This is a genomic window from Rhizobium sp. 01T417 (genome assembly GCF_056398905.1).
Genome location: NZ_JBFTQH010000004.1, coordinates 159,302 through 186,084, shown reverse-complemented (window position 1 = coordinate 186,084; position 26,783 = coordinate 159,302). Strand labels below are relative to the sequence as shown.

Genomic DNA, 26,783 nt, shown 5'->3' with positions numbered 1-26,783 from the left:
TTGCCACGACGCCAATGCGGCCGCGCTCTGGCTCCGTTTCTGAGGTAACCGCGCTCGGTTCAACCGGCAGCAATGATCTTGTGGCCACGGGCGCAGGTAAGCATGGAGGTCAGCAATTGCTGCAGAGCAACAGCGATTGCCACTTGCAATGTTTATAAAATCATCTAACACTAAACATATTGCTAAACATGAGAGTTGAGGAGTTCATGTAGGCATTCTCGCAAATGGGTGAACTTGCGCGGTCGGCGGGGAGCCGGCCTTTGGTTCTGGGAGGAACTTATGCAAAAGAAATCGAAAGCCCTTCTTGGGCTGGCCTCGGCGTTCATCATCTCGTCGGCGCTGCCCAATCTCGCCAAAGCCGACCAATTGACGCTCTGCTGGGCCGCATGGGATCCGGCAAACGCACTGGTCGAACTCTCCAAGGATTTCACCGCCAAGACCGGCACTGAAATGAAGTTCGAGTTCGTACCGTGGACGAGCTATGCAGACCGCTTCCTCAATGAACTGAACTCCCATGGCAAGCTCTGCGACCTGATCATCGGCGACAGCCAGTGGATCGGTGGCTCGGCTGAAAACGGCCACTACGTCAAGCTCAACGACTTCTTCGACAAGGAAGGCATCAAGATGGATGACTTCGTGCCGGCGACGGTCGTCGGCTATTCGGAATGGCCGAAGAATACGCCGAACTATTGGGCGCTGCCCGCCATGGGCGATGTGGTCGGCTGGACCTACCGCAAGGACTGGTTCGAGCGGCCGGAACTACAGAAGGAATTCAAGGCAAAGTATGGTCACGATCTTGCGGCGCCGAAGACCTACGACGAGCTGAAGCAGATCGCCGAGTTCTTCCAGAAGCGCGAGATCGATGGCAAGACCGTCTACGGCGCCTCGATCTATACGGAGCGCGGCTCCGAAGGCATCACGATGGGCGTGACCAACGTCCTCTATGACTGGGGCTTCCAGTACGACAACCCAGACAAGCCCTACGAGATGGAAGGCTTCGTCAATTCGCCCGATGCGGTCAAGGGACTGGAGTTCTACAAGGCGCTCTATGACTGCTGCACACCGCCCGGCAGCTCCAACGTCTACATGGTTGAATCCGCCGACGCCTTCAAGTCCGGCCAGGTGGCCATGCAGATGAACTTCGCCTTCACATGGCCGGGTCTCTACAAGGATGAGAAAGTCGGTGGCGACAAGATCGGCTTCTTCCCCAACCCGGCGGAAAAGAAACATTTCGCCCAGCTTGGCGGACAGGGTATCTCGGTCGTCTCCTACTCCGACAAGAAGGACGCAGCACTGCAGTACATCAAGTGGTTCGCCCAGCCTGAAGTGCAGGCCAAGTGGTGGCAGCTCGGCGGCTACTCGTGCCTGAAGTCAGTTGTGAACGCCCCGGACTTTGCGTCCAGCCAGCCATATGCCCAGGCATTCCTGGACTCGATGGCGATCGTCAAGGATTTCTGGGCAGAGCCAAGCTACGCAACCCTCCTGCAGGACATGCAGAAGCGCGTTCATAACTATGTCGTGGCCGGCAACGGCACGGCTCAGGAGGCGCTCGATGGCCTCGTGAAAGACTGGACCGAAGTCTTCAAGGACGACGGCAAGATCTAGTGTCCGGCTGGACGCAAAACATTCTTGCCAGAATGGCGGCCCGGATCGCCAAGACTGCCGGGCCGCCACGTGTCTCACATACGCAAAGACCAGGTGACACCTTGAACATTTCATCTTCCTCCATGGTCGAAAAGGCAGCTGACGCGACTGCGAGGGCGACGCCCACATCGGTCGCACGCCGTGTCCGGGGACTATCCGACCGAGCGATTGCCTGGCTGTTCATTGCACCGGCCATCATCCTGCTTCTCGCCATCAACATCTTCCCGCTCATCTGGGCGATCTATCTGTCGTTCACGAACTATCGTGCCAACCGCCCGAATGCGCCTGTTCTGAACGTCGGATTTAGCAACTACCAGCGGGTCCTGAACGACCCCGATATCTGGCAGGCCATGCAGACGACGGCGCATTTCGTGTTTTGGACGATCCTGCTGCAGACGGTTATCGGCTTTACGCTCGCCTATCTGATCGACCGCAAGTTTCGTGGCCACGCCTTCTGGACGACGCTCATCCTGATACCGATGATGCTGTCTCCGGCTGTTGTCGGAAATTTCTGGCGCTTTCTCTACGAGCCGCAGATTGGTCTTTTCGCCTACGCGGTTTCGCTCATCACCGGCATTCCGACCGCCGACATCCAGATGCTCGGCAGTGTCACGCTGGCGCCTTGGGCCATCATCATTGTCGATACCTGGATGTGGACGCCTTATGTCATGCTGATCTGCCTCGCTGGCCTGCGCTCGATCCCGGACTACATCTATGAGGCAGCCGAGGTCGATCGCGCCTCGCCCTGGCGGCAATTCTGGTCGATCACCGTGCCGATGGCCCTGCCTTTCATCATGCTCGCCGTACTGTTCCGCGGCATCGAGAACTTCAAGATGTTCGACATGGTTACACTGCTGACGGGGGGCGGCCCGGGTTCGACCACCGAAGTGGCCTCGATCACCTTGAAGCGTACGGCCTTCGAGAGCTGGGCGACAGGGCGGGCGTCTGCCTTCGCCATCATCCTCTTCGTTGCCGTGTTCGGCCTCGCCAACATCTACGTCAAGGCACTCAACAAGGTGAAGCAACGATGAGCTCCGTCACCTCAGCCCATTCCGTCGTCGAACCGAGCCGGGCACACAAGCGGATCGCCGGCACCATCGTTATCCTCTACGCCCTGATCACCATGATCCCGCTCGTCTGGATCTTCCTGACCAGCATCAAGTCTCCGCCGGACTCCATCAGCTATCCTCCGAAGATCATCTTCACACCGACGCTGGAAGGCTACTGCAACCTCCTGACAACAAGGACGCGGCAGACGCCGGAATACATCGCCTCCCTTCCCGCGCCGACCGGCACCTGCGACGAGGTCACCCGCAAGCGCAACATGGTGATCGCCGGTCCCTCCAATTTCCTTCCGCGCTTTGCCAACTCGCTGGTGATTGCCTTCGGCTCGACATTCCTGGCCGTCTCATTGGGAACGCTGGCCGCCTATGGCTTCTCGCGTTTCCGGGTCCCCCTTGCCGACGACCTGTTGTTCTTCATCCTGTCGACACGCATGATGCCGCCGATCGCCGTCGCCATCCCAATTTATCTCATGTACCGTGAGCTTGGTCTTTCCGACACGGCGCTGGGCATGATCCTGCTTTACACCGCGGTCAACGTCTCTCTTGCAGTCTGGCTCCTGAAGGGCTTCATCGACGAGATCCCACGGGAGTACGAGGAGGCAGCGATGATCGACGGCTACACGCGGCTGCAGGCTTTCTGGAAAGTCGTCCTGCCGCAAGCAACGACCGGTATTGCCGCCACCGCGATCTTCTGTCTGATCTTTGCCTGGAACGAGTATGCCTTTGCGGCACTGCTGACATCGGGCGAAGCGCAGACGGCACCGCCCTTCATACCGACCATTATCGGCGAAGGCGGTCAGGACTGGCCGGCAGTCGCGGCGGGAACAACGATCTTCCTGATCCCGATCCTCGTCTTTACCATTCTCCTGCGCAAGCAGCTCTTGCGCGGCATCACCTTCGGAGCGGTCCGCAAATGACCCACCTCATAGAAACACCGCGCCGCCCATCCCGCCCGAAGCGCCCGTTCTTTCTGCGTCGCGGCCCAATGGAGAGTATCGCAACCGCGTTGATTGCCATCGGCTTTCTCATGCTCTTCCAGCCATTCCTGTTGGTGCTCTACACCTACTCGCTGGTGACGCTGCTTGCGGGCACGGCCATGTTCATCATCGTCTCGAAGTTTCCGGAGTGATCCATGGCGGACATCAGAATAGAAAATCTCCGCAAGCAGTTCGGCAGCTTCGTCGCTGTGCAGGATTCAAGCTTCACCATCCATGACGGCGAATTCCTGGCACTGCTCGGACCATCCGGCTGCGGCAAGACGACGACGCTGCGCATGATCGCCGGTCTGGAACTGCCGACCAGCGGCAAGATCTATCTTGACGGCGAAGAGGTCACCTTCAACCGCGCCAGCGCACGCGACATCGCCTTCGTCTTCCAGCTCTTTGCGCTCTATCCACATATGAACGTGCGCAAGAACATCGCCTTTCCGCTGCTGTCGCAAGGCATGCCGAAGGCCGAGATCCGCCAGCGCGTCGAGGAAACCGCGAGGCTGCTACAGATCGATCATATCCTTGACCGATCGGTCTCCGGACTTGCCGGCGGTGACCGGCAGCGCGTGGCGCTCGGTCGCGCCATCGTGCGGCGTCCCAAATGCTTCCTGATGGACGAACCGCTGGGGACGCTCGACGCGGAATTTCGCGAGGTCATGGTTCACGAACTTCGTGAACTGCACAACCGCATTCAAGCGACGACTGTGTACGTCACCCATGACCAGCATGAGGCGATGGCGATGGCCGACAAGATTGCCGTCATGAACCATGGGGTGATCGAGCAATTCGGTACGCCCCAGGAAATCTACAGCAAGCCCGCCACCATGTATGTCGCCGATTTCATCGGCTCGCCATCGATGAATTTCATGCGCTTCACCTCGGGCCTGCAGACAGGCGCGCGATCCGTCTCGCTTGATGGGGTCGATGTCGCCGTTCCCGAGGTGCACCAGGACCTGGCCGAGGCCGAATTGGCACTCGGGGTTCGGCCTGAGCATATTCGCCTGAGCGATGCGTCGCCCTTGAGGGGAGCGGTCTATGGCAGCGAATATCTCGGGACCAATCAGGTCGTGACGATCGAGACGTCGAGCGGCGTCATCAAGGCGCGAGTTCCGGCAAACCGCAACTTCCGTATCGGCGAGACGGTCGGTCTTGACTTCAATTCGGCCAAGCTCGCGCTGTTTGACTGCCAGTCGGGCCGCGCCATTGCTTCGGCACTCTACTCGGAGGCCGAGCATGGCTGACATCGTCCTCAAGGGCCTCGACAAGCGCTTCGGCGATACGCAGGCTCTGTCTGATCTCAACCTTTCCATCCGCGATGGCGAGTTCGTCGTCCTGCTTGGGCCGACCGGTGCCGGCAAGACGACGACGCTGCGCCTCATTGCCGGCCTGGAACGGCCCGATAGCGGTCGCATCGAGATCAATGGTCGCAACGTCTCGGGCGAAGCGCCCGCCGAGCGCGACGTCGCCTTCGTCTTCCAGCAATATTCGCTCTATCCGCACATGACGGTTTACGACAACCTCGCCTTCCCGCTGCGAGCGCCTGTGCGCAAGCTAGGGGCTGAAGAGATCGACCGTCGCGTGCGCGAAATTGCGCGTATGGTCCGGATCGACCACAAGCTTGAGAACCGTTCGACGCGTCTGTCGGGCGGCGAAATGCAGCGTGTCGCGATCGGCCGGGCGTTGGTACGAAGGCCCGCCATCTACCTGATGGACGAACCCCTCTCGTCGCTCGATGCGAAGCTGCGTGCCGAACTGCGCCTGGAACTCAAACGGATCCAGAAGGAACTCGGTTCTACCTTGCTTTACGTGACCCACGACCAGGTCGAAGCCATGACGATGGCGGATCGGATCGGCATTGTTGCTGGAGGCAGGCTGTTGCAGGTCGGAACGCCGCGTGAAATCTACGGCAATCCCACCAGCCTCGATGTCGCTGCCCGGCTTGGCCAACCGCATATCAACCTGCTGCCTGCCGATCTCCTGCCAGGCGCCAATCCGCCGCCAGGTACCAGGACGATCGGTGCGCGAACCGAGCATCTCGATATCATGGTCGAAACGAATGCCAATGCCGAAATCGACTGGATCGAGCACCTTGGCGACCAGAACCACCTTCACATCCGGGTTCGCGACCACAAGCTCGTCACACTTGCCGATCCATATCTCGCAATCCGGCCGGGTGATCGAATCAGCCTCACGTTACGCGATCCGCTCTATTTCGACGCCAGCGGCCAGCGTCTGGGCTAGAATTGAACGATACAAGACACACTGCATAAAAGACGGGTCTCTCTCCATGAAACATTTCTTCAATCGCCGGGAAACCATTGTTACCGAAGCCCTCGATGGTCTGCTCCTGACAAGCAGTGCCGGTCGGCTTGCCCGTCTCGATAGCTTCCCCGACATCAAGGTGATCCTGCGCGCGGATTGGGATAAATCGAACGTCGCGATCATCTCCGGCGGCGGCGCGGGTCACGAGCCCTCGCATGCCGGCTTCGTCGGCAAGGGCATGCTGACAGCGGCTGTATCGGGCGAGATCTTTGCTTCGCCGAGCGTCGATGCCGTGCTGACGGCCATCCGTGCGGTAACGGGCCCCAAGGGCGCCCTGCTGATCGTCAAGAACTATACGGGCGACCGGCTCAACTTTGGCCTCGCTGCCGAAAAGGCCCGTGCCGAAGGCTTCGATGTCGAGATGGTGATCGTTGCCGACGATATTGCCATCCCCGGAATCAACCAGCCCCGCGGCGTTGCCGGTACCTTGTTTGTGCATAAGATCGCCGGCTACCACGCCGAAGCAGGAGCCGGCCTGAAGACGGTCGCCGCACAAGCGGCTGCCGCAGCCCGAGATATCGTTTCACTCGGCATGTCGCTTTCGACTTGCAGCGTTCCCGGTCAGGCGCATGAGGATCGGCTCGGCGCCAATGAAGGGGAGCTTGGCCTCGGCATCCACGGCGAGCCCGGTGTCGAGCGGATCGCCTTGCAACCGGTTGTCGACCTTGTCGCGACGATGACCGAGCGACTGGCCGCAAGACTGGATGGTGCGCACGACCACGCACTGTTGATCAACAACCTTGGCGCCGTGCCACCGCTTGAGATGGGCGTCATTGCCAATGCCGTGTTGTCCTCGCCGGTCACCGGCCGTGTGCGCCTGATCGTCGGACCGGCACCGATGATGACCGCGCTCAACATGAACGGTTTTTCGCTTTCGCTCATTCGGCTGGACGCTGCTCGCGAAGCCGCGCTGAAGGCCGCAGTCGGGCCGCATGCCTGGCCACCCGTCGCCGAACGGCACGAGATCGCCATCGTTCCCGCCCCGGATAAGATATCTGGCCGGGATGAAGTGGCCTCGGCTAGCGATGACAGCCGGAACCGTCGCCTTTTGACGGCGGTCTGCGAGCATCTGATTTCCCTCGAGAGCGAGTTGAACCGCCTCGATGGCCGCGTCGGTGATGGCGATACCGGGTCCACCGTGGCAGCAGGGGCGCGTAGCGTTCTTTCCCGCATTGACACGCTGCCGCTGAAGGATGCTGGCGCCACCATGGCCTCGATCGGTGAGATCCTGAGCACGAGCATGGGCGGCTCCAGTGGTGTACTGCTCTCGATCTTTTTTACCGCCGCCTCCAAGGCCATGGCGGAAAAGGCTGATATAGCCGCTGCCCTGCTTGCCGGGCTCGATCGGATGACGTTCTATGGAGGCGCCGGCATCGGCGATCGTACCATGGTCGACGCGCTGGCGCCTGCACTCGCGGCCTTGGCATCAGGTGATGTCGCGGCCGCGGCGAAGGCTGCGGCTACCGGTGCTCAATCGACAAAGGCGATGCTGAAGGCGAAGGCCGGCCGCGCCTCCTATGTCGGTGAGAAGGATCTGGAGGGAGTGCCGGATCCGGGGGCTGTCGCTGCGGCGGGCGTGTTCGAAGTCGTTGCAGCGCTGGCATGAATTGGCGATTGGAGGATATCGGATGCAGGCAGAACCGGTTCTTCTGACGGGTCTGATCGAGACTTGCCGGGCAACGATTGCGGCAAACAGCGAACATCTCTGCGCGCTTGATCGGGCGATTGGGGACGGTGACCACGGAACGAATATGCGCCGTGGCTGCGACGCAGTCAGCGCCGAGGAAGCCTCTGTTGCAACTCTTCCCTTGCCCGACGCGCTTGAAAAGATCGGACTGACGCTCGTTATGAACATCGGTGGAGCGGCCGGCCCTCTCTATGGCACACTGCTCATGGAGATGGGTCGCGAGCTCCGTGCATTGCACCAGAACCAAGATTTTCCAGCGGTACTGATGCAGGCAATTGATGCGGTCGCCCGTCGTGGCCGCTCGCATGCCGGGGACAAAACCCTTCTTGATGTTCTCTATCCGGTTCAGGACGCACTTGCGCATCGTTCGTCTTTGACGGACATCGCACGTCAAGCCGAGGTTGCTGCCGAGCGGACGTCTGCCATGAGGGCGATGCGCGGACGGGCTTCCTATCTCGGGGACCGGTCAATCGGCCATGTCGATCCGGGCGCTTCAAGCTGTGCGCTTCTGACAACCGCGATCTGCCTCTATCTCGAGGAGCACCGCAGCGCATGAATGCGAAGACGCCAAACGTCGGAATTGTAATTGTCTCCCACTCGCCGCTGATTGCGCGTGGCACCGCCGATATGGTGCGGCAAATGGTTGGCGACAGCGTGCCGCTGGCCTGGTCCGGTGGCAACAGTCACGGCGAGTTGGGAACGGATGCCGGCGGAATTCTCAAAGCCATCGAAGAGGCCTGGTCGGACGCCGGCGTAGCCGTCTTTGTCGATCTGGGTGGAGCTGAAACCAATAGCGAAATGGCAATCGAAATGCTCGGCTCGCCCCGGTCCAAGCGGGTATCGATCTGCAACGCCCCTATCGTTGAAGGAGCCGTTATCGCCGCTGCCGAGGCCTCCGGTGGCGCATCACTGACCAAGGTGGTCGCAACGGCAGAGGAGCTCTCACCCTGATGAGCAGTGGATTGCGCATAGGAACCCATGAGGCCGGGCAGGTCCATGCCAGTTGCCAGACGGAGGTCGAGGTCAAGCATGGCGTCGGACTGCATGCCCGGCCTTCGGTGACGTTCACGCGCCTGGCAAAGTCGTTCCCCTGCTCCATCGAGGTCGCTGTCAATGGCAGCGACGTCTGGCTGAATGGCAAGAGCATCATCAAGATCATGGGCGCCAAGATCCGCAAGGGCTCGGTGCTTAAAATTCGCGCCGACGGAATCCTCGCCGAAGAAGCGATCCGGGCATTGAAGGGCCTCGTCGAGCGCAATTTCGATGAGGAAAAGAAGCATGGCCGCCCCGCTTAGATTGAAAGGCACGAGCGCGGCGCCAGGTGTTGCCAGCGGATCGGCCTTCGTCGCCGAACCAATGGCCACTGCCCCGTCACCGCCATCAAGCGTCTCCGGCCATGCCGAACTCGCCAGCGCAATCGACACCGCCATCCGCGAACTACAGGATCTTGGCACCGGGGCAGACCCAGAGGGTGGCGACATCGTCGAGTTTCAGATTGAGGTGCTCCGCGATCCAACGCTGACCGAGATGGCCGGCGCGCGTATCGATGCGGGTGAAAATGTAGCTTTCGCCTGGATCGGAACGCTCGATGGATACATCCGGGAACTGGAATGCTCGGAAGAAGATCAACTAAGGGCGCGTGCCGTCGATATTCTGGACATCAAGAACCGCGTCCTCTCCGTACTCACTGGAACGCCCGTCGACGACTTTCCAGCCGGATCCATCTATGTCGGAAAGGACATGGAACCCAGCCGCTTCCTCGCCCATGACTGGTCGGCAGGCGGCGGTATCGTTCTTTTTGCAGGGAGTGCCGTCGGCCATGTGGCCCTGCTTGCCAAATCCCGGTCCGTCCCGATGGTGATTGGTACCGGCCGCTTCGCGACGGAGGGAGGGCAACACATGGGAGTCGACGGCGATTCAGGTGTTGTCATTTTGCAGGCAGCCAAGGACCATGCGACGTCGACGCAAGTCAGCCGTCCGCCAAGAAGCACCGCACCGCCACTCGACAGCGGAATCCTGCATACCGCGGACGGAGCGCAGGTTCTCTTGTCGATCAATGTCAATGCTCCCGACGAAATCGATGCGATCCCGGTCGCGACAACCGCCGGAATAGGGTTGGTGCGCTCGGAGTTCGCGGTGACGTCGCTCGGTGATGCCGCAAACGAAGAAAAGCAATTTGAGATCTATCGCCGCCTCCTGAATTGGGCTGATGGCCGGTCCGTGACAATCCGTATGCTGGACATCGGCGGCGACAAGACGCTCTCCGGCCTCACGGAAATGTCCTCTTTGCGCGGCATTCGTCTTCTTCTAGCCCGGCCCGAAATTGCGCGTGTGCAAGCTCGCTCGCTTTTGCGCGCGGCGGTCTTCGGCAATCTTCGCATCATGCTGCCAATGGTGACTTTTCCATCTGATGTCGACGATATCAGGCAGATCTATCGCGAAGAATCCAGCCTCCTCGCAAGCCGGGGTGTGCCGCACCGCATTCCCCCGATTGGCATGATGGTGGAGGTCCCGGCGGCGGCTCTCATGCTCGATCAATTCGAAAACGCAGACTTCTTTTCGTTTGGCACGAATGACCTTTCGCAATACCTCGTCGCTTCCGCACGCGAGCAGGCCGACTTTGCTCGATATCAAGCCCGCGCAGTGCCCGCAGTGCTGCGCCTGGTCGCACAGGCGGTCAAGCTTGCCGGCGGCAAACCAGTCAGCATTTGCGGAGACATGGCCGGCGATCCATCCCGTATCTCTGATCTTCTCGCCGTCGGTCTGCGGCATTTTTCCGTGGCGCCAGATCGGCTTCCCACGATAAGATCGGCCATAGTCGGCCTGAATGCCGATGGGACAAGGGCAGCCGGAGAATAGGGATGGCGCGCGAAGACACCGAAGACGCCATTATCGCCTATAAGAACATTCTGGCGCAGATCATCGAAAACCGGCCTTCGGGAACCCGTCAGCGGCTGGCGACGGAACTCGGCAAGCATCGAAGCTTCGTCACCCAGATAACCAGCCCCATTTATGCGACGCCTCTTCCGGCCCGTCATCTTGCGACGATCTTCCGGGTTTGCCATTTCAGCGCCGCCGAACAGGAACGCTTTCTCGACGCTTATCAGACCGCCCATCCCGGCAAACTGCCGGAATTTGGCGCCTCGGAAAAGTTGCGTCACCTTTCCATCATGGTGCCTGACTTCGGTGACGAACGACGCAACCGGCTGCTTGAAGAGGCCATCACCGACTTGGTGCAAAAGATCGCTGCAATTTCGGGATCGCCGGATTGAACGGACCATTGCGCGCGACGAGACGCTAGATGATCATCGCCTTGGGAGGGGCTTGATGAAGAAATTCATGAATACAGCGGAAACAATGGTCGCCGAAACCCTCGACGGATTTGTGCGCGCCCATGAGGACTTCGTTGTGTTCGGCGCTGATCGCAAATTTGTCCGCCGTCGTCACCTCGTTCCGGGCAAGGTGGCAATCATCTCCGGCGGTGGCGCGGGTCACGAACCAATGCATATTGGCTTCGTCGGCCGCGGCATGCTCGATGCGGCATGTGTCGGGCATATCTTCACCTCTCCTACTCCGGACCAGATCGTTGGCGCGATCGAGGAAACGGATACCGGGGCTGGCTGCCTGCTCGTGGTGAAAAACTACGACGGCGATGTCATGAATTTCGAAATGGCGGCAGAGATGGCATCGAGCCGCCACAAGATTGAAATGGTGATCGTGAGCGACGACGTCGAAACGGCGCGGACGCGGGACGGGCGCGGCCGACGCGGTGTTGCCGGTACCGTGATCGTTGAGAGACTTCTCGGCGCTGCAGCCGAAAAGGGAATGGCGCTCGCCGAATTGAAAGCCCTTGCCGGTGATCTTTCGCCCCGCATCAGATCGATGGGTGTCGCATTGACTGGCGTAACGGTTCCTCACACGCAGCGATCAACCTTTGCGCTCGGCCCGGGTGAGATAGAAATGGGCGTTGGCATTCACGGGGAACCAGGCCACGAGAGAGAGCCCTTTTCCAACGCAGATGCCATCATCACGCATCTGAGCGAAACAGTCTTCAACGAAGTCGCCCCGGTTGCGGATAAGGCATTGCTTTTCGTGAATGGACTTGGCGGCACGCCACCGGCCGAACTCTATCTCGCCTACAATACTGCCCACCGCTTCATGACGGATCATGACCTGAGGATCGTACGCTCGCTGGTCGGCACTTACGCCACCTCCCTCGACATGCAGGGCCTTTCCGTCACGCTCGCCATCCTCAGGGAGGACGAACTCCTCCTCTGGGATTCGCCCGTTGCGACGGCGGCATTGCGCTGGGGGTGCTAGGGCGGTCACCTATCGCAAGCGCGAACCGGCCCTGCGGCTACCCATGCAAACAATGGCATGCGGTGACAGGAGCGAGCTTGGGTCCCACCAAACGCGTCTAAATTTAGCGTCATCCAGAACCTCAGGACATCATCGTGAGACACGGAACCACAGAATTTTCCGGCGTTAGGTAGCAAAGACCACCAAAAGCAGCTTAGGCATCTGATTTACTACAGAAATTACCGACGTTATGGAGCAAGTGCCACATGCGCCAGGCGGCGCGTTGGAAGCGGCAATGCGCCCACGCTGTCGCCTCTACCGACGCGGTCTTACCAGTGTTTCTGGGGTTATCAGATGCAGCCGCTCGTCTTCTTCCGCGAAACTCTCGACATCGCTTGAAAAACCACTTCTACTGAAAAACAGGTAGTGCTTGCCCGTCGCTCCTTCCCCGTAAGTCGTTTTCTCGGATCGCTCACGCAACAATCGGACGTGGCCAAGGTCGATCACGCGCGATCGCCATTTGCATTCGCCATAGAAAAATGCACCATCCAACAATCGCCCCGCGACATCGATGTCGAAATCGGCGTGACCCCAAATCTGGCCAACCTCCTGCGTCGGAACCGCAAGGACCTCCTGCAGATGAAGCCTTGCAAATTGAAGGGTGATCGGTTCGAACGCAATTGCCATATATTCGGAGAACCGAGGCTCCACGACGCGGTCGTAAACCTCCTCGCCAAACCCGCTGCTGATCGCGCTCAGGCTTGGTCGCACGAAACGATGCCAGAACGACATCAGGCTGTCTGCAACGCGATAGCGGCGGTTTCGGCCCTTTTCGTCGGCATCCAGCGATTTCGAATTATCGATCAAATCAAGCGCGAGCAGTTTTGCCAGGTACGGTCCAATACCGTCTGCTTTGACACCCAGTCGGCTTGCGATCGCCGACTTAGTGTTGCAACCGTCAGATATAGCCGCAACCACGCTTGAGTAAAAGGACGGCTCTCTGAGTTCGGTCTGCAGCAGCGTGTTCGGTTCGTCGATCAGGGTGCCTGTCTCTGTGAGCAAGAGTTTGATGACGTTATTGCGGAGCGGTTCCTGAGCGTCGCAAAGCTGAAGATAGTAGGGAATGCCGCCGAAAATCGCATAGGTTCTGATAATGTCGTCGGCCGTGTACTCCGGGAAAAACTTGGCGACGTCGACAAGGGGCAAGGCCTTCATGTCGATCGACAGGGTTTTTCGCCCGTAAAGCGGGTTCCGTTCCGCCAACAGGTCTTCCATTTGAGAAATGGCAGAGCCGCAAAGGATCAGTTTCATCGCCCCGTCTGCAAGTGCGCCGGAATCCCAGAATTTCTGCACGATCGATGGCAGTGCTGGCTCGTTATCAAGCAGATAGGGAAATTCGTCGATCGTGACGATCAATCCCGGATGCTCGCCGGCACGCTCGGCAACATAGTGCAGTACCCCCTCCCAGCTTGACAGGGCTTCGAGCTGCGGCTTTGATCCGATTGCCTTTCCGACATCGGATTTGAACTGTTCCAGGTTCAAAAGTGATGAGACGCGGGTCGCCTGAAAGTAGATTTCTGGGCGGTTCTTGGCGGCCTCCCGAAGGAACCGCGATTTGCCGATCCGCCGTCGGCCAAATACGATGATGAGGGAAGGTCGTTGCGAATCCAATTCGATCCGCACCAGCTTGAGTTCACGTTCGCGCCCGAGAAACTGCATATGCCTGCCCTACGGTAATTATAATTACCGTAATCGCGATTACCTTAATCGTGTTTACCTTATTGACGATCAGTTTGTCAAGTTCTGCGCGCTACAGGCTCTCCAAACCGTGCCAGATTGTCGATTTTTCCTCAGACAACAGGGCAAGCCTATCCCTTTGAAACCCGGCTGTTGATCTCTCGTGGGCAGAAAGAGTTCCGAGGGGTCAGTCTCTTACTGCACCCGAACGTTGCTTCGGTCGAAGAAGTGCAGTCTCTCTGCCTTGGCGGCAATCCGCACCGGGGCGTCGATCTCTATTCTTGATCGGCCCGCGACACGAAAGACAACATTGTCGCCGGTCGGCAGCGTTGCGTGAACGTAGCTTTCAGCGCCGATCAGCTCGACAGCGGCGACGCGAGCATCGGTGGTTAGGGCTGCGGGTGCTGCGCCTTCCACCAGATAGAAATCCTCTGGGCGGATGCCGATGGTGGCGGTCTCGGCTGGAAGAAGGTCCGGGTTGCTCAATGTCAGGCTCGGATTGTCGGTCGAAAACAGGTTCATCGCCGGCGAGCCGATGAAGGTCGCGACGAAGGTTGTTGCGGGTTTCTCATAGAGCTCGATCGGTGTGCCGACCTGCTCGATCAGGCCGCCGTTCAGGACGACAAGCCGGTCGGCGAGGGTCATAGCCTCCATCTGGTCATGCGTGACGTAAACGCTGGTGGTTGCAAGTGACCGCTGAAGGCGCTTGATCTCGACCCGCATCTGTACGCGCAGCTTGGCGTCGAGGTTGGAGAGCGGCTCGTCGAAGAGAAAGGCGGCGGGCTCGCGCACGATCGCCCTGCCCATCGCCACACGCTGGCGCTGGCCGCCTGAAAGCTGGCGCGGCTTGCGCTCAAGGTAGGGCTCGATCTCGAGCGAAGCAGCCGCCTTGGCAATGCGCCTGTCGATCTCGTCCTTGGGTGTGTTGCGGTTCTTCAAGCCATAGGCGAGGTTCTGGCGCACGGTCATATGCGGATAGAGCGCATAATTCTGGAAGACCATGGCGATGTCCCGCTCGGAGGGCTCCAGCTCGTTGACCCTTCGCCCGCCGATCCCGATCTCGCCGGCAGTGATACCTTCCAGCCCGGCGATCATACGCAGCAGCGTGGACTTGCCGCAGCCCGAGGGGCCGACGAGGACGAGGAGTTCGCCGTCGGCGATGTCGAGCGACACGCCCTTGATCACTTCGATGCCGCCGCCATAGGACTTGCGGACGTCGTTAAGCTTGATTTCGGCCATTATTTCTCCGTTTCCACCAGACCTTTGACAAACCAGCGCTGCATGAGCACGACGACGAGGACTGGCGGGATGATTGCCAGGATCGCCGTCACCATCACGAAGTTCCACGGGGTCGCCGCATCAGCAAAATCCACCATCTTGCGCAACCCGATGATGATCGTCGTCATGCGCGCGTCGTTGGTCACGAGCAGCGGCCAAAGATATTGTGTCCAGCCGTAGATGAAGAGGATGACGAAAAGCGCGGCGATATTGGTGCGCGATAGCGGCAGCAGGATATCGCGCATGAAGCGGAAGGGACCGGCGCTATCGATACGTGCCGCCTCGACCAGCTCGCCCGGGATCGTCAGGAAGAACTGCCGGAACAGGAAAGTCGCCGTCGCTGACGCCATCAGCGGCAGCGTCAGACCGGCATAGGTGTCGATCATGCCGAGATCGACGATCACCTTGTAGGTCGGCAGGATACGGACTTCGACCGGCAGCATCAGCGTGATGAAGATCATCCAGAAGAAACCCATGCGGAAGGGAAAACGGAAGAAGACGATCGCGAAAGCCGACAGGAAGGAAATCGCGATCTTGCCGACCGCGATGACGAAGGAAACGACGAAGGTGTTCCAAAGCATCCGCTCGAGACTGACACCGACGGTGCGCTCGACACCACCGAAGAGCGCTTCGCCGTAATTTCCGGAGAAGTGCGCACCCGGCAGCAGCGAGATCGGCGGTCGCAGGATCTCCGCCGAGCTCATCGTCGAGGCGACGAAGGTGTAGTAGATCGGAAAGGCGACGATGACGATGCCGAGGATCAGCATCAGGTGGCCGAGAAGTGTGGCCAGGGGACGTTTTTCGATCATCAGCCTGCCTCACCCATAATGAACGCGACGTTCCACGAAGCGGAACTGGAAGGCGGTCAATGCGATCACGATTGCCATCAGGATGACCGATTGCGCCGCCGAGGAGCCAAGGTTGAGATTGACGAAGCCATCGTTGAAGACCTTGTAGACCAGCGTTTCGGTCGCCCGTGCCGGACCACCCCCGGTAACCGCGTGGATGATGCCGAAAGTGTCGAAGAAGGCGTAAACGGTATTGACCACAAGCAGGAAGAAGGTGGTCGGCGCCAAGAGCGGAAAGACGATCGTCCAGAAGCGCCGGCTGCCGCGCGCACCGTCGATCGCCGCCGCCTCGATCAGCGATTTCGGGATCGCCTGCAAGCCGGCCACGAAGAAGAGGAAATTATAGCTGATCTGCTTCCAGGCGGCTGCGACAATCACCAGCAGCATGGCCTGGTTGCCGTTCAGCAGTGGATCCCAGCCGAAGCCGTTTCGGCGCAGTAGATAGGCAAAGGTGCCCATGGCGGGATTGAACATGAAGAGCCAGAGCATGCCGGCAACGGCGGGCGCGACGGCATAGGGCCAGATCAGCAGCGTCCGATACAAGCCCTGCCCGCGCACCACCTTGTCGGCGGCGGTCGCAAGCGCGAGCGCCAGGACCATGGACAGCAACGCCGTCGCGATGCTGAAGACAACAGTTACCTGCAGCGAGTTCAGATAATTCTCGTCGGAAAGAACCGCCTGGAAATTGGCAAGGCCGACAAAACCGCTCTTGAGTCCGAAGGGATCCTCGCGCTGCGTCGACTGGTAGAGCGCCTGGCTTGCCGGCCAGAAGAAGAAGACCACGGTAAGCACGATCTGAGGCGCGACCAGGAGATAGGGAAGGATCTTGTTTGGAAAAACAACACGCTGCAAATGAGGCTCCTGACAAACGGTAGTAACCGCCCGCGGCTTCGACCACGGGCGGCAGGTGGCGTCTGTTAGTTGCCCAGGGCTTGCTGGATCGCCGCATTGCCTCGCTCGACCGCCTTGTCAAGCGCCGCTTTGGCGTCCTGCTTGCCGGCGAGCATCGCCTCGAATTCCTCGTTCATGATGTCGCGGACCTGGGGCAGGTTGACGAGACGAACGCCCTTGGAATTTTCGGTGGGCGCCTTGCCCATCATCTGCAGGATCGGCGTTTCGCGAGCAGGGTTCTTGTCATAGAAGCCGGACTTCTTCGTGTCCTCGTAGGCCGCCATGGTGACCGGCATGTAGCCCGAAACCTGATGCAGTCGCGCCTGGATCTTGGTCTGGGAGAGGAAATGGAAGAACTCGGCGATGCCCTTGTATTCCGCATCCGACTTGCCGGCGAAGACCCAGAGGCTCGCGCCGCCGGGGATCGTATTCTGCGGCCGCCCCTCCCCATCATAATAGGGCAGTTGACCGATGCCGTAGTTCATCCCCGACTTGACGATGTCGCCGAGGCCACCCGAGGATTCCGTCATGATGGCGCATTCGCCGGAGGTGAAGAGTTGCTTTGCCTCCGAGGTCCTGCCGCCGTATCGGAAGGTGCCGTCCTTGGCGAGATCGGCGATCGCCTGAAAATGCTGGACGAAGAGTGGCGAGTTGAATTCGAGCTTCACATCCGTGCCGCCAAGCCCGTTCTCATTGGTGCCGTAAGCGACGTTGTTCCAGGCGGCAAGGTTTTCCGTCTGGATCCAGGTCAACCACGTCGATGTTAGGCCGCAGGGGGCTGCGCCGCTCGCCTTGATCTTCTTGGCTGCCTCGAAGACATCAGGCCAGGTTTTCGGCGGCGTCTCCGGATCGAGGCCGGCTTTCTTGAAGACATCCTTGTTGTAGTAAAGGATCGGCGAAGAGGAGTTGTAGGGGAAGGACAGCATCGTGCCGTCCGGCTTCGAGTAATAGGCGACGATGCCGGGCAGATATTCAGACTTGTCGAACTTGTAACCGCCCTTCTCCAGCACCTGGGCAGCCGGCATGACGGCGCCCTCTGCCCCCATCATGACGCCGCTGCCGGCGTCAAAGACCTGCAGGATTGCCGGTGGCTGCTTGGCGCGGAAGGCGGCGATGCCGGCGTTCAGGGCTTCCGGATAGGTGCCCTTGAACACCGGGACGATCTTGTACTCGCTCTGGCTCTCGTTGAACTCCTTGGACAGCTTTTCGACGACCTCGTTATTGGCGCCTGCCATGGCATGCCACCATTGCAGTTCGGTCACCGCAAAGGCGTTCTGGGCACCGGCCGAAAGGGCCGCGGCTGCGACGGAAACGAAAAGTAGACGTTTGGACATAATTCCTCCCTGTGGTTTTGGCGATCGTCTTCGACCTTTTCCGGACGATCCTCCTCGATCGTTCCGGAAATCCTCTTCTGTCTTTTCCCGAAAGCGGCGAACTCCCGATGCAAAGCTGTGCAATCGAAGAGAACTAGGACGCTTTCGCAATCTGTCGAGCATCGGAGCGAAGATCGCCTCAAAGGCCGGCGATACTCCTCAAATCCTCGATCGCGCCTGGCGCGGCGGCAAGCACCGGCGCGCCTTTCGTGAGCATCTCGCCCTGTGTCGGGAAAGGGTGGTACCAGCCGCCTGCTTCTTTCACGAGGCAATAGCCGGCCATGCAGTCCCAGGCATGCATGTAGGGCTCGTAATAGCCAACCAGCCGGCCCGCCGCGACATAGGCGAGCATCAGCGCGCCGGAGCCGTTCCGGACGAAATTGCCGCCGGCGTCCAGCAGGGTTTCGACCATCTTCCCGACAAAGGCCGGCGAGACGTAGTTGTTGGCACCGATTCCCGTCACCGCGTTGCGAATGTTGCGCGAGGGGTCGAGCGTCAGCGTCTTGCCATTAAGCGTCGCACCCATGCCTGATGCTGCGGCATAGAGTTCGCCGTGGCAGGGCGCGGAAATGACGCCAAGCACGGGAACGTCGTCGTGCAGAAGGCCGATCGAAACACACCAGTTCGGCATGCCGTTGACGAATGGGCTTGTGCCGTCAATCGGATCGACAACCCAGGTGAAGCCCGAGGAGCCATGTTCGAGCCCATACTCCTCGCCGAGGACACCGTCGCCCGGATAGGCTTCATGAAAGCGGGCGCGGATCAGGTTCTCGACTTCGCGATCGGCGATCGAAACGACGTCCTGGGGGTCGCGCTTGGTCTCGATGACGAGGGTTTCGCGCTTCCTGAAATAATCGAGCGCCACTTCGCCTGCCTCACGGGCAACCGCCTCAGCAAGCGCGAGACGGGCTTCGAGACCGGAGATGACATGCGACGTCATGAACTAATATCCTTCTTGTCAAAACGGGTTTGGGGTCAGCCGATAATGGCGATGCCACGGCTCTTGAAGCCGATCGTCACTTCCGTTCGCGGCGCGAGCGCCTGTTCGACAGCCGGGTCGACGACGAAAAGCGTACCGTTGCTCGTCTTGACCTCGTATTCGACACGGTCGCCAAGATAGGCGGCATGGGTGATCTCGCCATTGAACGATCCATCGGAGGTACGCGGCGCAAGGGTGATGGCGTTCGGACGAATGGCGAGCTGCGCTGGTCCGGTGCGGATGTTGCGGCCAGCAACCCGATGCTGCAGCCCCTCGACGCTGATCGTCGCGCTGTCGCCGTCGATGCCGACGATGTCGCAGGGCAGCACGTTGGCCTCTCCCATGAAGTCGGCGATGAAGGCGGAGGCCGGCGCGTCGTAGAGGTCGCGCGGCGCACCTGCCTGTGCGATCTGGCCATCCTTCATGACAATGATGCGGTCGGAAACGGCAAGGGCTTCGTCCTGGTCATGCGTGACATAGACCGCGGTGAAGCCGAGACGCCGCTGAAGATCGCGGATCTCAGTGCGCACCCGCCGGCGAAGGCGGGCGTCGAGATTGGAAAGCGGCTCGTCGAGCAGCAGGACCTGCGGCTCCAGCACCAGGGCGCGGGCGACGGCGACGCGCTGTTGCTGGCCACCGGAAAGCTCGGCCGGCAGGCGCTGGCCCATGCCGGCGAGACCGACCAGCTTCAGCCCCTCCTCCGCCCGCTCGCGGGCCTCCTTGCGGCGAATGCGGGAGGATTCGAGGCCATAGGCTACATTATCGAGCGCCGTCATGTGCGGAAACAGCGCGTAGGACTGGAATACCATCGAGACATCGCGCTCGTTAGCCGGAAGGGCCGTGACATCCTTGCCACCGATCAGGATCCGGCCGGCCGAGGGATGTTCCAGTCCGGCCAGCATGCGCAGCGTCGTCGTCTTGCCGCAGCCCGATGGACCGAGCAGCGTGACGAGCGTACCCGGCTCGATGGTCAGCGAAAGATCGGGGATCGCTGTGAAGGCACCGAAGGTCTTGCGGACATTTTCGAAGACGACGGAACCGGCGGCGGTGTTGCTCATGCGGTTTTCTCCTGACCGAGAGGCGCGGAAGCGGCTTTGCCGGCAAGCGCGACGCGGTTTTCGCGCCGCAGCCGGCGCTCGCCGACGAGAAGCTGGAAGCCGGTGATGATGACGATCATCACCAGGATAAGCGCCGAGGAATAGGCGATCGCCACGCCGTATTCGCCGTTCTCGACAAGGCCGACAATATAGGCGGTGGACATGTTGTACTTCGCGCTGACCAGAAAGATGACCGCGCTGATCGAGGTGATTGCGCGGACGAAGGAATAGACGAGTGCTGCGGTGATTGCTGGCCGAAGCAGTGGCAGGATAACCCTGCGGATGGTGCGGAAGCTGTCGGCGCGCAGTGTCAGCGACGCCTCGTCGAGGCTCTTGTCGAGCTGGCTCATGGCCGCCACGCCGCCGCGCACGCCGACCGGCATGTTGCGGAAGACGAAGCAGGCGACGAGGATCAGCGCCGTGCCGGTCATTTCGAGCGGCGGCAAGTTGAAGGCCATGATGTAGCTGATGCCGATAACGGTGCCGGGAATGGCAAAGCTCATCATCAGCGCAAATTCGAAGAGGTTGCGGCCGACGAACCGCTGACGAACGATCAGATAGGCCGTCAAGAGGCCGACGGCTGCTGTCAGCGGCGCGGAGATCAGGGCGATCTCCATGGTCGTCCAGAAGGAGTTCCAGGCGACGCCCGTCCAGGCAATGCCGCCATCGTCGCGCCAGCCGATCGAGAAGGCCTTCACGTAGTGCTCGACGGTAAGCGTGTTGTCGAGGCCCCAGGTGCGGACAAAGCCGCCGAAGAGGATCATAGCGTAGACGACGATGGTGAAGATCATCCAGGGAATGACGATCGCATGCACGCCGATCGAAAGTCCGCGCGGCAGGGCGATATGGGCGCCCGAATCCCCCTTGCCCGTCACGGTCGCGAAACTCTTGCCGGCGAGCCAGAAGCGTTGCGCGATGAAGGCCGACATGGTGAAGAGAAGCAGGATCATCGCAAGGACGGCGGCCCGTGATGGATCGTTCTGCGAGCCGACGACGGCGAAGAAGATCTCCGTCGACAGCACGCCATGGCTGCCACCAAGCACCATCGGATTGCCGAAATCCGCCATGCTCTCGATGAAGGCGATCAGAAACGCATTGGCGAGACCGGGCTTCATCAGCGGCAGCGACACCCGCCAGAAGGTGCGCCAGCGGTCGGCACGCAAGGTTTGAGACGCCTCCTCCATCGAGGGGCTGACGCCTTCCACCACGCCGATGAGCACGAGGAAAGAGATCGGCGTGAAGGAAAGAACCTGGGCGATCCAGATGCCCGTCAACCCATAGAGCCAGCGGCCCGGTTCCGCGCCAAGAAGAGTTGCCACCGTTTGGGTGACGACGCCGGCACGCCCGAAGAGCAGCGTCAGCGCCAGACCGACGACGAAGGGTGGCGTGATGATCGGCAAGATCGTCAGCAGCCTTAACCCCTTCTTGAAGGGAAATCGCGTGCGCGTCGCAACCAGCGCAAAGCAGAGGCCGAGGAGCGTTGCGCCGCTGGCCGTCAGGATCGCGAGCCAGAGCGTGCGCCAGGCGACGCCGCAGCGGTCGCCACCAACCAGGCAGTCGAGACTCCAGACGGACGCGTCCTGAATATTGGTCAAGAACCCGCTCGGATCAAAGGACCCGTCGAAGGCCTGAAAGGCGCCGACGAACATGCTGCCTACCGGGTAGAAGACAAAGATTGCAACCAGCACGATCAACATGACGATGGCGCCGACAAGGAAGGCATCACCTTTCATGACGCCGCGTTCGGCAAGCCCGAAGGAGAAGAGAAGCACGAAAACGATGCCGGCAAGGATGGCGCCGGCACCCATCGAGGGCTGCCCATCTTTGAGCGTACCGAAAAGCATTTCGCTGATCGTCCAGCTCCAGCCGGAGAAGGTAATTGCCAATCCCTGCAGCGCCAGGAAGGCAAAGCCGAGGCCACCTGCCAAGGCAAGCAGCCGGCCGCGGCGGATCGGATCGGTCATCAGGCGCGCCGAGCCGCCCGCCAACAGGAACGCAAGGGCGCCGGCAAGCCACCAGCGTCCGTGCATCAATATCTGCAAAACGCCAGGCGCGGCGGCAGGGTCAGCTGGAAAGCCGGAAAGCCAGCCGAAGCTGTAAAAGCCACCTTCGATCCGATACCACGGAAGGAGAACGAAGGCAGCAAGGCCGAGAAGAAGAGCGACATCGAGCCGTCGATTGCTATGTGTCATGGTCGGGTCCGCGTCTTCTTCCGGTTTCAGTTGTGCCTTCGGGCCGAACATGGTCCGGCCCGGGCACGGGAGAAGTCAGGTTCAGTTCGCCTTGGCGCCGATCTCCTTGTCCCAGCGAGCAAGAAGCGCCTTGCGAACATCGGGATCGCCGTATTTCGCGAAATCGTAATCGATGAGCTTGATGTCCTCGAACTTCGGCGCCTCCTTCGGCACCTCGGCGGATTTGTTGGACGGAAGCTGATAGGACTTCGCTTCCTTCATGTGCGACTGCGCTTCGGCGGAAAGCGCCCAATCGTACCATTTCTTGGCGTTTTCCAGGTTCTTGGCGCCCTTGACGATCGACATCGAACCGATTTCGTAGCCCGTGCCTTCGCATGGCGCGACGGCCTTGACCGGGAAACCCTCGACGGTCTGGGCGACCGCGTCGTGCATGAAGACGATACCGATGGTGGATTCACCGCGCGCGGCCGCCTTTACCGGCGCCGAACCGGACTTGGTGTATTGAGAAACATTGGCGTTCAGCTTCGAGAGATAATCGAAAGCCTTGTCCTCGCCCATGATCTGCACCAGCGTGGCAAGCGTGTTATAGGAGGTGCCGGACGAATTCGGATTGGCGATCTGGATCTCACCCTTGTAGCTCGCATCGAGCAAGTCAGCCCAGCATTTCGGCTCCTTCAGCCCCTTCTTGGCAAGGATTTCAGAGTTGTAGCCCCAGCCGAGCGCGCCGGCATAAACGCCGACCGTGCGGAACTTGGCGCTCTCGGCCTGCTTCTTGGCCCAGTCCTGGAGCTGATCGAAAAGCGGCGACTTGTATTCCTGGGTCAGGCCTTCGGCGGCTGCCTGAAGATGGGGGTCGCCGGTGCCGGCCCACCAGATATCCGTCTTCGGGTTGCGTGCCTCGGCACGGATCTTGGCATAGGTCTCGCCAGCCGACAGGCGAACCATGTTCACCTTTATGTCGGTCTGCTTCTCGAACAGACCCTTCATCAGGTCGCAGACCTGCGAATCCGCCGAGCAGATGACATTGAGATCGCCGGCGGCATGAGCCGAAAAGGCAGCAAAGGATACACCCGCGGCAAGCAATGCCGCGGCCAACTTGACCGGTCGCATGATTTCCTCCTGGTTGTGACGGCGCCTCCACGCCGCTCGCTTTTGCAAGCGTGTGCAGAGCTTGCATACGGGCAAAATAACTGTCAACTCGTTTTTCGCAAAACTGTCATAAAAGTCTCTTGCAAGACCGCTTGCACGCACGTGCAACAAACGGCTAAGAAAGACCGTGCGGGAGGGAAAGGTGCGGTCGAAAATTTTCGTTAGTGCACAGGAAGTCGCCGAAAGGGCCGGCGTATCGCGTTCCGCCGTCTCGCGAACCTTCACCCCGGGAGCGAGCGTTTCGGCAGAGACGCGCGAACGGGTGCTGCGGGCGGCAGAGGAGCTCGGCTACCACGTCAACCATCTTGCCCGAGGCCTGATGCGCAACGAAAGCGGCATCGTCTGCCTTATCGTTTCCGAGGTCGCGACGCCGTACCGGTCGGCGCTGCTCAGGGAGCTGACGCTGCAGCTGCAGAATGCCGGCAAGGTGGCGATGTTCATCAACACGGATCGCTCCGACGGCAGCGTCGACCGGGCGCTGCAACAGGCCATCCGTTATCGCGCCGATGCATCGGTCATTCTTTCAGGACTTCCCGACAAGTCGATAACGCAGCTTTGTCTGCGCAATGGCCAGCGCCTGGTGCTGATCAACCGCGACGACGATCAGCCTGGCCCGCTCCGGATCAATCTCGACGACGACGAGGCCGGCGGACGCATCCTGACCGCCTTTGTGCGGGCCGGCTGCCGCCGGCTTGCCTTTGCCAATTCCGAAGCGGGGACGCCTAGTCTCATGGGGCGCGAGCGCGGATTTGTTGCCGGCGCGCGGGCGCTTGGAATGGATGTCATCGTCGAACGTCACGGCTGGACGGGCTATGAGGCCGGGCGCGTTCTCGCCCATCGCCTGCTGACGGCCAAGGAGCGGCCCGACGCCGTCTTCTGCGCCACCGACCTTCTGGCCTGCGGTTTCATGGATGCGGCACGCCACCAGTTCGGCATATCCATTCCGAACGAACTCTGCGTCGCCGGCTTCGACGATATCGAGCAGGCGTCCTGGTCATCCTACGAACTGACGACATTCGCACAGCCGGTCGCCGAAATCGCTTCAAAGGCCGTCGAATGGTTGACCAAGTTCGAGCGGGAGGACGGCCAAGGCGACGTTCAGTCCATCAGGTTGAGGGCCGAACTGCTTTGGCGAAAGTCTATTCGCGCCAGGAAATCATAACACCGCTACCGGCACGGCGAGTAAATGCTGCGCAGACGCGCAACGTCGCCCATACCGGGTCGGGGCTGGTGCCGCGACATGACGTCCTGACCACGCCGGATGGCGAAGGTCGACAGCGACGAGGACGAGATGGTGCCCGGCATCCCTGTCCGGCCAGGCGAGAGGCAAGGGGTCGTCCATGCCCATTGGCGGGAGAACCGTCAGCTTATCACGAGATGTCCTGGCGAAACGGTTCGATATTCGCGCCGTCCAGCCTCGTATTCGACAGACCGGATCGGGCTCTTCAGCTCCTCGACGACAGCCATTCGTTTCTGGCGGCGACGGTCCGGATCCGGCACCGGAACCGCGGCCATGAGTTTCTTGGTGTAGTCATGTTGCGGGTTGCCGAAGACTGCCGCGCGCGGTCCGATTTCGACGATCTCCCCAAGATACATGACCGCCACACGGTGGCTGACGCGTTCGACGACCGCCATATCATGCGAAATGAACAGGAAGGCGAGATCGAGGTTGTGCTGCAGATCGAGCATCAGGTTGATGACCTGCGCCTTGATGGACACGTCGAGTGCCGAGACACTTTCATCAGCGACGATCACCCTGGGTTTAAGTGCCAGGGCGCGGGCGATACAGACGCGCTGTCGCTGGCCGCCCGAGAATTCATGCGGGTAGCGTCTTGCCATATCGGGTGTCAGCCCGACCTTCAGGAGCATGTCAGCGACGACGTCCTTTGCCTCTCTTGCTGTGCCCATCTTGTGCTCGAGGTAGGGTTCGGCAATCGCCTGGCCGACGGTCATGCGTGGGTTGAGCGATGCAAACGGGTCCTGAAAGATCATCTGCACAGACTTGCGCATATCGCGCATCCCGCGCTTGTCGAGAGCGAGCACGTCGCGTCCCGCGACCAGCACGGATCCAGAATCCGGTTCGATCAGCCGCATGATGGCGCGCCCTGTGGTCGATTTGCCACAACCGGATTCGCCGACCAGTGACAGCGTCTCGCCGGCGAAAAGGTCGAAGGAAACGTTCTCGACAGCATGCACGCGACCGCTCAGTCGTCCAAACAGCCCCGAGTGGATGTCGAACCGCTTGGTGAGCCCCTTCACCTCAAGGATCGGCTTGTCCTTGGATACGGTGTCAGGCACTTCGACCTGCTTGTCCGTTTCACCGGTTGCGGTGTTAACAACAGGAAAGCGCAATGGCCGGGCATAGGCCTGCATTGATCCAAGCACCGGGACGGCAGACAGCAGGGCGCGGGTGTAGGGATGCTTTCCACGGTGGAAGATGTCGGCTGTGGCACCGGTCTCCACCTGCTCACCGCGATACATGACGACTGTACGGTCGGCAATTTCGGCAACGACGCCCATGTCGTGAGTGATGAACAGGACCGAGGTCCCCTGCTCGTCCTGCAGCATCTTGATGAGATCGAGGATCTGCCCCTGGATCGTTACGTCGAGTGCGGTCGTCGGTTCGTCGGCGATCAAGAGCTTTGGCTTGGAAGCCAGAGCCATGGCGATCATCACGCGCTGGCGCATGCCGCCAGAGAAGCGATGCGGGTATTCATCGAAACGAGACGCGGCGGACGGGATGCGGACCTTTTCCAGCAACCGGATCGTCTCCGCCTTTGCCTCGGCCTTCGACATCGCCTGGTGGCACAGCAATGCCTCCGAGATCTGGTCGCCAATGGTAAAGAGCGGATTGAGGCTCGTCATCGGTTCCTGAAAGATCATCGAGACGTCGTTGCCGCGGACCTTTCGCATCTCATTTTCTGAAAGTGACAGCAGGTCGCGGTCGCCCAGCATGATTTTGCCCTCGATGCGGCTCGAATCCGGCTGCAGGAGCCGCATGATCGAAAGCGACGTGACACTCTTGCCCGAGCCGCTTTCGCCGACGATCGCGACCGTTTCTTGCGGTGCCACAGAGAAGGAAACATCGCGCACGACGGGTTTTAATCCGCCATCCACCAGAAACGAGGTGGTCAGGTTCTGGACAGACAGAACCGGATCGACGGACCGTGCAGTGCTTGTCTCTGTGGCGCTCATGATCGTTCCCTTCCTTCTATCGTTTGTCGCCTGTCGGTC

The 26,783-nt window shown here is 60.3% G+C and carries 24 protein-coding genes; 14 read left to right on the top strand and 10 right to left on the bottom strand.

Annotation, left to right across the window (positions count from 1 at the left end; genetic code table 11):
• Positions 1-279: 279 nt before the first annotated feature.
• From AC1DPR_RS06435 to AC1DPR_RS06375, 13 genes are all read left to right on the top strand, one after another.
• On the top strand, positions 280-1,605 hold the full coding sequence (locus AC1DPR_RS06435; RefSeq protein ID WP_018855614.1) for an ABC transporter substrate-binding protein: 1,326 nt from the start codon (positions 280-282) through the stop codon (positions 1,603-1,605).
• Between the two features lie 101 nt (positions 1,606-1,706).
• Positions 1,707-2,675, top strand: a complete 969-nt coding sequence (locus AC1DPR_RS06430) for a carbohydrate ABC transporter permease (RefSeq protein WP_026371562.1) — start codon at positions 1,707-1,709, stop codon at positions 2,673-2,675.
• The gene (locus tag AC1DPR_RS06425; RefSeq protein ID WP_477815943.1) at positions 2,672-3,625 is read left to right on the top strand and encodes a carbohydrate ABC transporter permease; all 954 of its coding nucleotides are present in this window, start codon (positions 2,672-2,674) and stop codon (positions 3,623-3,625) included. Before AC1DPR_RS06430 ends, AC1DPR_RS06425 begins: the two co-directional genes overlap by 4 nt.
• Positions 3,622-3,837 (top strand): hypothetical protein, encoded by a 216-nt coding sequence (locus AC1DPR_RS06420; RefSeq protein WP_477815942.1) that lies wholly within the window; start codon positions 3,622-3,624, stop codon positions 3,835-3,837. The genes AC1DPR_RS06425 and AC1DPR_RS06420 overlap by 4 nt, the downstream gene beginning before the upstream one ends.
• 3 nt (positions 3,838-3,840) lie before the next feature.
• Positions 3,841-4,938 carry an ABC transporter ATP-binding protein gene (locus AC1DPR_RS06415; RefSeq protein ID WP_477815941.1) on the top strand — a complete coding sequence of 366 codons (1,098 nt, stop codon included), beginning with the start codon at positions 3,841-3,843 and terminating at the stop codon, positions 4,936-4,938.
• Positions 4,931-5,938: an ABC transporter ATP-binding protein gene (locus AC1DPR_RS06410; RefSeq protein WP_477815940.1), complete on the top strand. Its 1,008-nt coding sequence runs from the start codon at positions 4,931-4,933 to the stop codon at positions 5,936-5,938. The genes AC1DPR_RS06415 and AC1DPR_RS06410 overlap by 8 nt, the downstream gene beginning before the upstream one ends.
• A 46-nt stretch (positions 5,939-5,984) precedes the next feature.
• On the top strand, positions 5,985-7,625 hold the full coding sequence (locus tag AC1DPR_RS06405) for a dihydroxyacetone kinase subunit DhaK (RefSeq protein ID WP_477815939.1): 1,641 nt from the start codon (positions 5,985-5,987) through the stop codon (positions 7,623-7,625).
• A gap of 22 nt (positions 7,626-7,647) precedes the next feature.
• On the top strand, positions 7,648-8,262 hold the full coding sequence (dhaL, locus tag AC1DPR_RS06400) for a dihydroxyacetone kinase subunit DhaL (protein WP_477815938.1): 615 nt from the start codon (positions 7,648-7,650) through the stop codon (positions 8,260-8,262).
• Complete coding sequence (gene dhaM / locus AC1DPR_RS06395) at positions 8,259-8,657, top strand: dihydroxyacetone kinase phosphoryl donor subunit DhaM (RefSeq protein ID WP_018855606.1); 399 nt, start codon at positions 8,259-8,261, stop codon at positions 8,655-8,657. The genes dhaL and dhaM overlap by 4 nt, the downstream gene beginning before the upstream one ends.
• Positions 8,657-9,001 carry an HPr family phosphocarrier protein gene (locus tag AC1DPR_RS06390; protein WP_018855605.1) on the top strand — a complete coding sequence of 115 codons (345 nt, stop codon included), beginning with the start codon at positions 8,657-8,659 and terminating at the stop codon, positions 8,999-9,001. Before dhaM ends, AC1DPR_RS06390 begins: the two co-directional genes overlap by 1 nt.
• The gene (locus tag AC1DPR_RS06385) at positions 8,985-10,565 is read left to right on the top strand and encodes a putative PEP-binding protein (protein ID WP_477815937.1); all 1,581 of its coding nucleotides are present in this window, start codon (positions 8,985-8,987) and stop codon (positions 10,563-10,565) included. The genes AC1DPR_RS06390 and AC1DPR_RS06385 overlap by 17 nt, the downstream gene beginning before the upstream one ends.
• 2 nt (positions 10,566-10,567) lie before the next feature.
• Positions 10,568-10,978 (top strand): hypothetical protein, encoded by a 411-nt coding sequence (locus AC1DPR_RS06380; protein ID WP_029792805.1) that lies wholly within the window; start codon positions 10,568-10,570, stop codon positions 10,976-10,978.
• Positions 10,979-11,033: 55 nt separating this feature from the next.
• A complete protein-coding gene (locus AC1DPR_RS06375; RefSeq protein ID WP_477815936.1) occupies positions 11,034-12,026 on the top strand; it encodes a dihydroxyacetone kinase subunit DhaK in 993 nt (330 codons plus the stop codon).
• A gap of 294 nt (positions 12,027-12,320) precedes the next feature.
• Here the strand turns inward: AC1DPR_RS06375 and AC1DPR_RS06370 are convergent, their stop codons facing one another.
• From AC1DPR_RS06370 to AC1DPR_RS06330, 9 genes are all read right to left on the bottom strand, one after another.
• Positions 12,321-13,724, bottom strand: coding sequence for an ATP-binding protein (locus AC1DPR_RS06370; RefSeq protein WP_477815935.1), 1,404 nt, complete (start codon positions 13,722-13,724; stop codon positions 12,321-12,323).
• Between the two features lie 213 nt (positions 13,725-13,937).
• Positions 13,938-14,981, bottom strand: coding sequence for a sn-glycerol-3-phosphate import ATP-binding protein UgpC (locus tag AC1DPR_RS06365; protein ID WP_477815934.1), 1,044 nt, complete (start codon positions 14,979-14,981; stop codon positions 13,938-13,940).
• On the bottom strand, positions 14,981-15,829 hold the full coding sequence (gene ugpE / locus AC1DPR_RS06360) for a sn-glycerol-3-phosphate ABC transporter permease UgpE (RefSeq protein WP_025658489.1): 849 nt from the start codon (positions 15,827-15,829) through the stop codon (positions 14,981-14,983). Before ugpE ends, AC1DPR_RS06365 begins: the two co-directional genes overlap by 1 nt.
• A 9-nt stretch (positions 15,830-15,838) precedes the next feature.
• On the bottom strand, positions 15,839-16,720 hold the full coding sequence (gene ugpA, locus AC1DPR_RS06355) for a sn-glycerol-3-phosphate ABC transporter permease UgpA (protein WP_477815933.1): 882 nt from the start codon (positions 16,718-16,720) through the stop codon (positions 15,839-15,841).
• A gap of 65 nt (positions 16,721-16,785) precedes the next feature.
• Positions 16,786-18,093, bottom strand: coding sequence for a sn-glycerol-3-phosphate ABC transporter substrate-binding protein UgpB (ugpB, locus tag AC1DPR_RS06350; RefSeq protein ID WP_477815932.1), 1,308 nt, complete (start codon positions 18,091-18,093; stop codon positions 16,786-16,788).
• Positions 18,094-18,271: 178 nt separating this feature from the next.
• Positions 18,272-19,072 carry an inositol monophosphatase family protein gene (locus AC1DPR_RS06345; protein WP_477815931.1) on the bottom strand — a complete coding sequence of 267 codons (801 nt, stop codon included), beginning with the start codon at positions 19,070-19,072 and terminating at the stop codon, positions 18,272-18,274.
• Between the two features lie 35 nt (positions 19,073-19,107).
• On the bottom strand, positions 19,108-20,169 hold the full coding sequence (locus tag AC1DPR_RS06340; protein WP_477815930.1) for an ABC transporter ATP-binding protein: 1,062 nt from the start codon (positions 20,167-20,169) through the stop codon (positions 19,108-19,110).
• Positions 20,166-22,400 (bottom strand): ABC transporter permease, encoded by a 2,235-nt coding sequence (locus AC1DPR_RS06335; protein ID WP_477815929.1) that lies wholly within the window; start codon positions 22,398-22,400, stop codon positions 20,166-20,168. The genes AC1DPR_RS06340 and AC1DPR_RS06335 overlap by 4 nt, the downstream gene beginning before the upstream one ends.
• Positions 22,401-22,481: 81 nt before the next feature.
• Positions 22,482-23,510 (bottom strand): ABC transporter substrate-binding protein, encoded by a 1,029-nt coding sequence (locus AC1DPR_RS06330; RefSeq protein WP_477815928.1) that lies wholly within the window; start codon positions 23,508-23,510, stop codon positions 22,482-22,484.
• A gap of 181 nt (positions 23,511-23,691) precedes the next feature.
• Between AC1DPR_RS06330 and AC1DPR_RS06325 the strand changes: the two genes are divergently transcribed.
• On the top strand, positions 23,692-24,711 hold the full coding sequence (locus AC1DPR_RS06325) for a LacI family DNA-binding transcriptional regulator (RefSeq protein ID WP_477815927.1): 1,020 nt from the start codon (positions 23,692-23,694) through the stop codon (positions 24,709-24,711).
• 200 nt (positions 24,712-24,911) lie between these two features.
• Here the strand turns inward: AC1DPR_RS06325 and AC1DPR_RS06320 are convergent, their stop codons facing one another.
• On the bottom strand, positions 24,912-26,744 hold the full coding sequence (locus AC1DPR_RS06320) for an ABC transporter ATP-binding protein (RefSeq protein WP_477815926.1): 1,833 nt from the start codon (positions 26,742-26,744) through the stop codon (positions 24,912-24,914).
• Positions 26,745-26,783 lie beyond the last annotated feature (39 nt).

What these genes read in the sequence shown, in the direction of transcription:
- AC1DPR_RS06435 (WP_018855614.1), top strand. Translation starts at nt 280, where the DNA reads ATGCAAAAGAAATCGAAAGCCCTTCTTGGGCTGGCCTCGGCGTTCATC.
- AC1DPR_RS06425 (WP_477815943.1), top strand. Translation starts at nt 2,672, where the DNA reads ATGAGCTCCGTCACCTCAGCCCATTCCGTCGTCGAACCGAGCCGGGCA.
- AC1DPR_RS06420 (WP_477815942.1), top strand. Translation starts at nt 3,622, where the DNA reads ATGACCCACCTCATAGAAACACCGCGCCGCCCATCCCGCCCGAAGCGC.
- AC1DPR_RS06415 (WP_477815941.1), top strand. Translation starts at nt 3,841, where the DNA reads ATGGCGGACATCAGAATAGAAAATCTCCGCAAGCAGTTCGGCAGCTTC.
- AC1DPR_RS06410 (WP_477815940.1), top strand. Translation starts at nt 4,931, where the DNA reads ATGGCTGACATCGTCCTCAAGGGCCTCGACAAGCGCTTCGGCGATACG.
- AC1DPR_RS06405 (WP_477815939.1), top strand. Translation starts at nt 5,985, where the DNA reads ATGAAACATTTCTTCAATCGCCGGGAAACCATTGTTACCGAAGCCCTC.
- dhaL (WP_477815938.1), top strand. Translation starts at nt 7,648, where the DNA reads ATGCAGGCAGAACCGGTTCTTCTGACGGGTCTGATCGAGACTTGCCGG.
- dhaM (WP_018855606.1), top strand. Translation starts at nt 8,259, where the DNA reads ATGAATGCGAAGACGCCAAACGTCGGAATTGTAATTGTCTCCCACTCG.
- AC1DPR_RS06390 (WP_018855605.1), top strand. Translation starts at nt 8,657, where the DNA reads ATGAGCAGTGGATTGCGCATAGGAACCCATGAGGCCGGGCAGGTCCAT.
- AC1DPR_RS06385 (WP_477815937.1), top strand. Translation starts at nt 8,985, where the DNA reads ATGGCCGCCCCGCTTAGATTGAAAGGCACGAGCGCGGCGCCAGGTGTT.
- AC1DPR_RS06380 (WP_029792805.1), top strand. Translation starts at nt 10,568, where the DNA reads ATGGCGCGCGAAGACACCGAAGACGCCATTATCGCCTATAAGAACATT.
- AC1DPR_RS06375 (WP_477815936.1), top strand. Translation starts at nt 11,034, where the DNA reads ATGAAGAAATTCATGAATACAGCGGAAACAATGGTCGCCGAAACCCTC.
- AC1DPR_RS06370 (WP_477815935.1), bottom strand. Translation starts at nt 13,724, where the DNA reads ATGCAGTTTCTCGGGCGCGAACGTGAACTCAAGCTGGTGCGGATCGAA.
- AC1DPR_RS06365 (WP_477815934.1), bottom strand. Translation starts at nt 14,981, where the DNA reads ATGGCCGAAATCAAGCTTAACGACGTCCGCAAGTCCTATGGCGGCGGC.
- ugpE (WP_025658489.1), bottom strand. Translation starts at nt 15,829, where the DNA reads ATGATCGAAAAACGTCCCCTGGCCACACTTCTCGGCCACCTGATGCTG.
- ugpB (WP_477815932.1), bottom strand. Translation starts at nt 18,093, where the DNA reads ATGTCCAAACGTCTACTTTTCGTTTCCGTCGCAGCCGCGGCCCTTTCG.
- AC1DPR_RS06345 (WP_477815931.1), bottom strand. Translation starts at nt 19,072, where the DNA reads ATGACGTCGCATGTCATCTCCGGTCTCGAAGCCCGTCTCGCGCTTGCT.
- AC1DPR_RS06340 (WP_477815930.1), bottom strand. Translation starts at nt 20,169, where the DNA reads ATGAGCAACACCGCCGCCGGTTCCGTCGTCTTCGAAAATGTCCGCAAG.
- AC1DPR_RS06335 (WP_477815929.1), bottom strand. Translation starts at nt 22,400, where the DNA reads ATGACACATAGCAATCGACGGCTCGATGTCGCTCTTCTTCTCGGCCTT.
- AC1DPR_RS06330 (WP_477815928.1), bottom strand. Translation starts at nt 23,510, where the DNA reads ATGCGACCGGTCAAGTTGGCCGCGGCATTGCTTGCCGCGGGTGTATCC.
- AC1DPR_RS06320 (WP_477815926.1), bottom strand. Translation starts at nt 26,744, where the DNA reads ATGAGCGCCACAGAGACAAGCACTGCACGGTCCGTCGATCCGGTTCTG.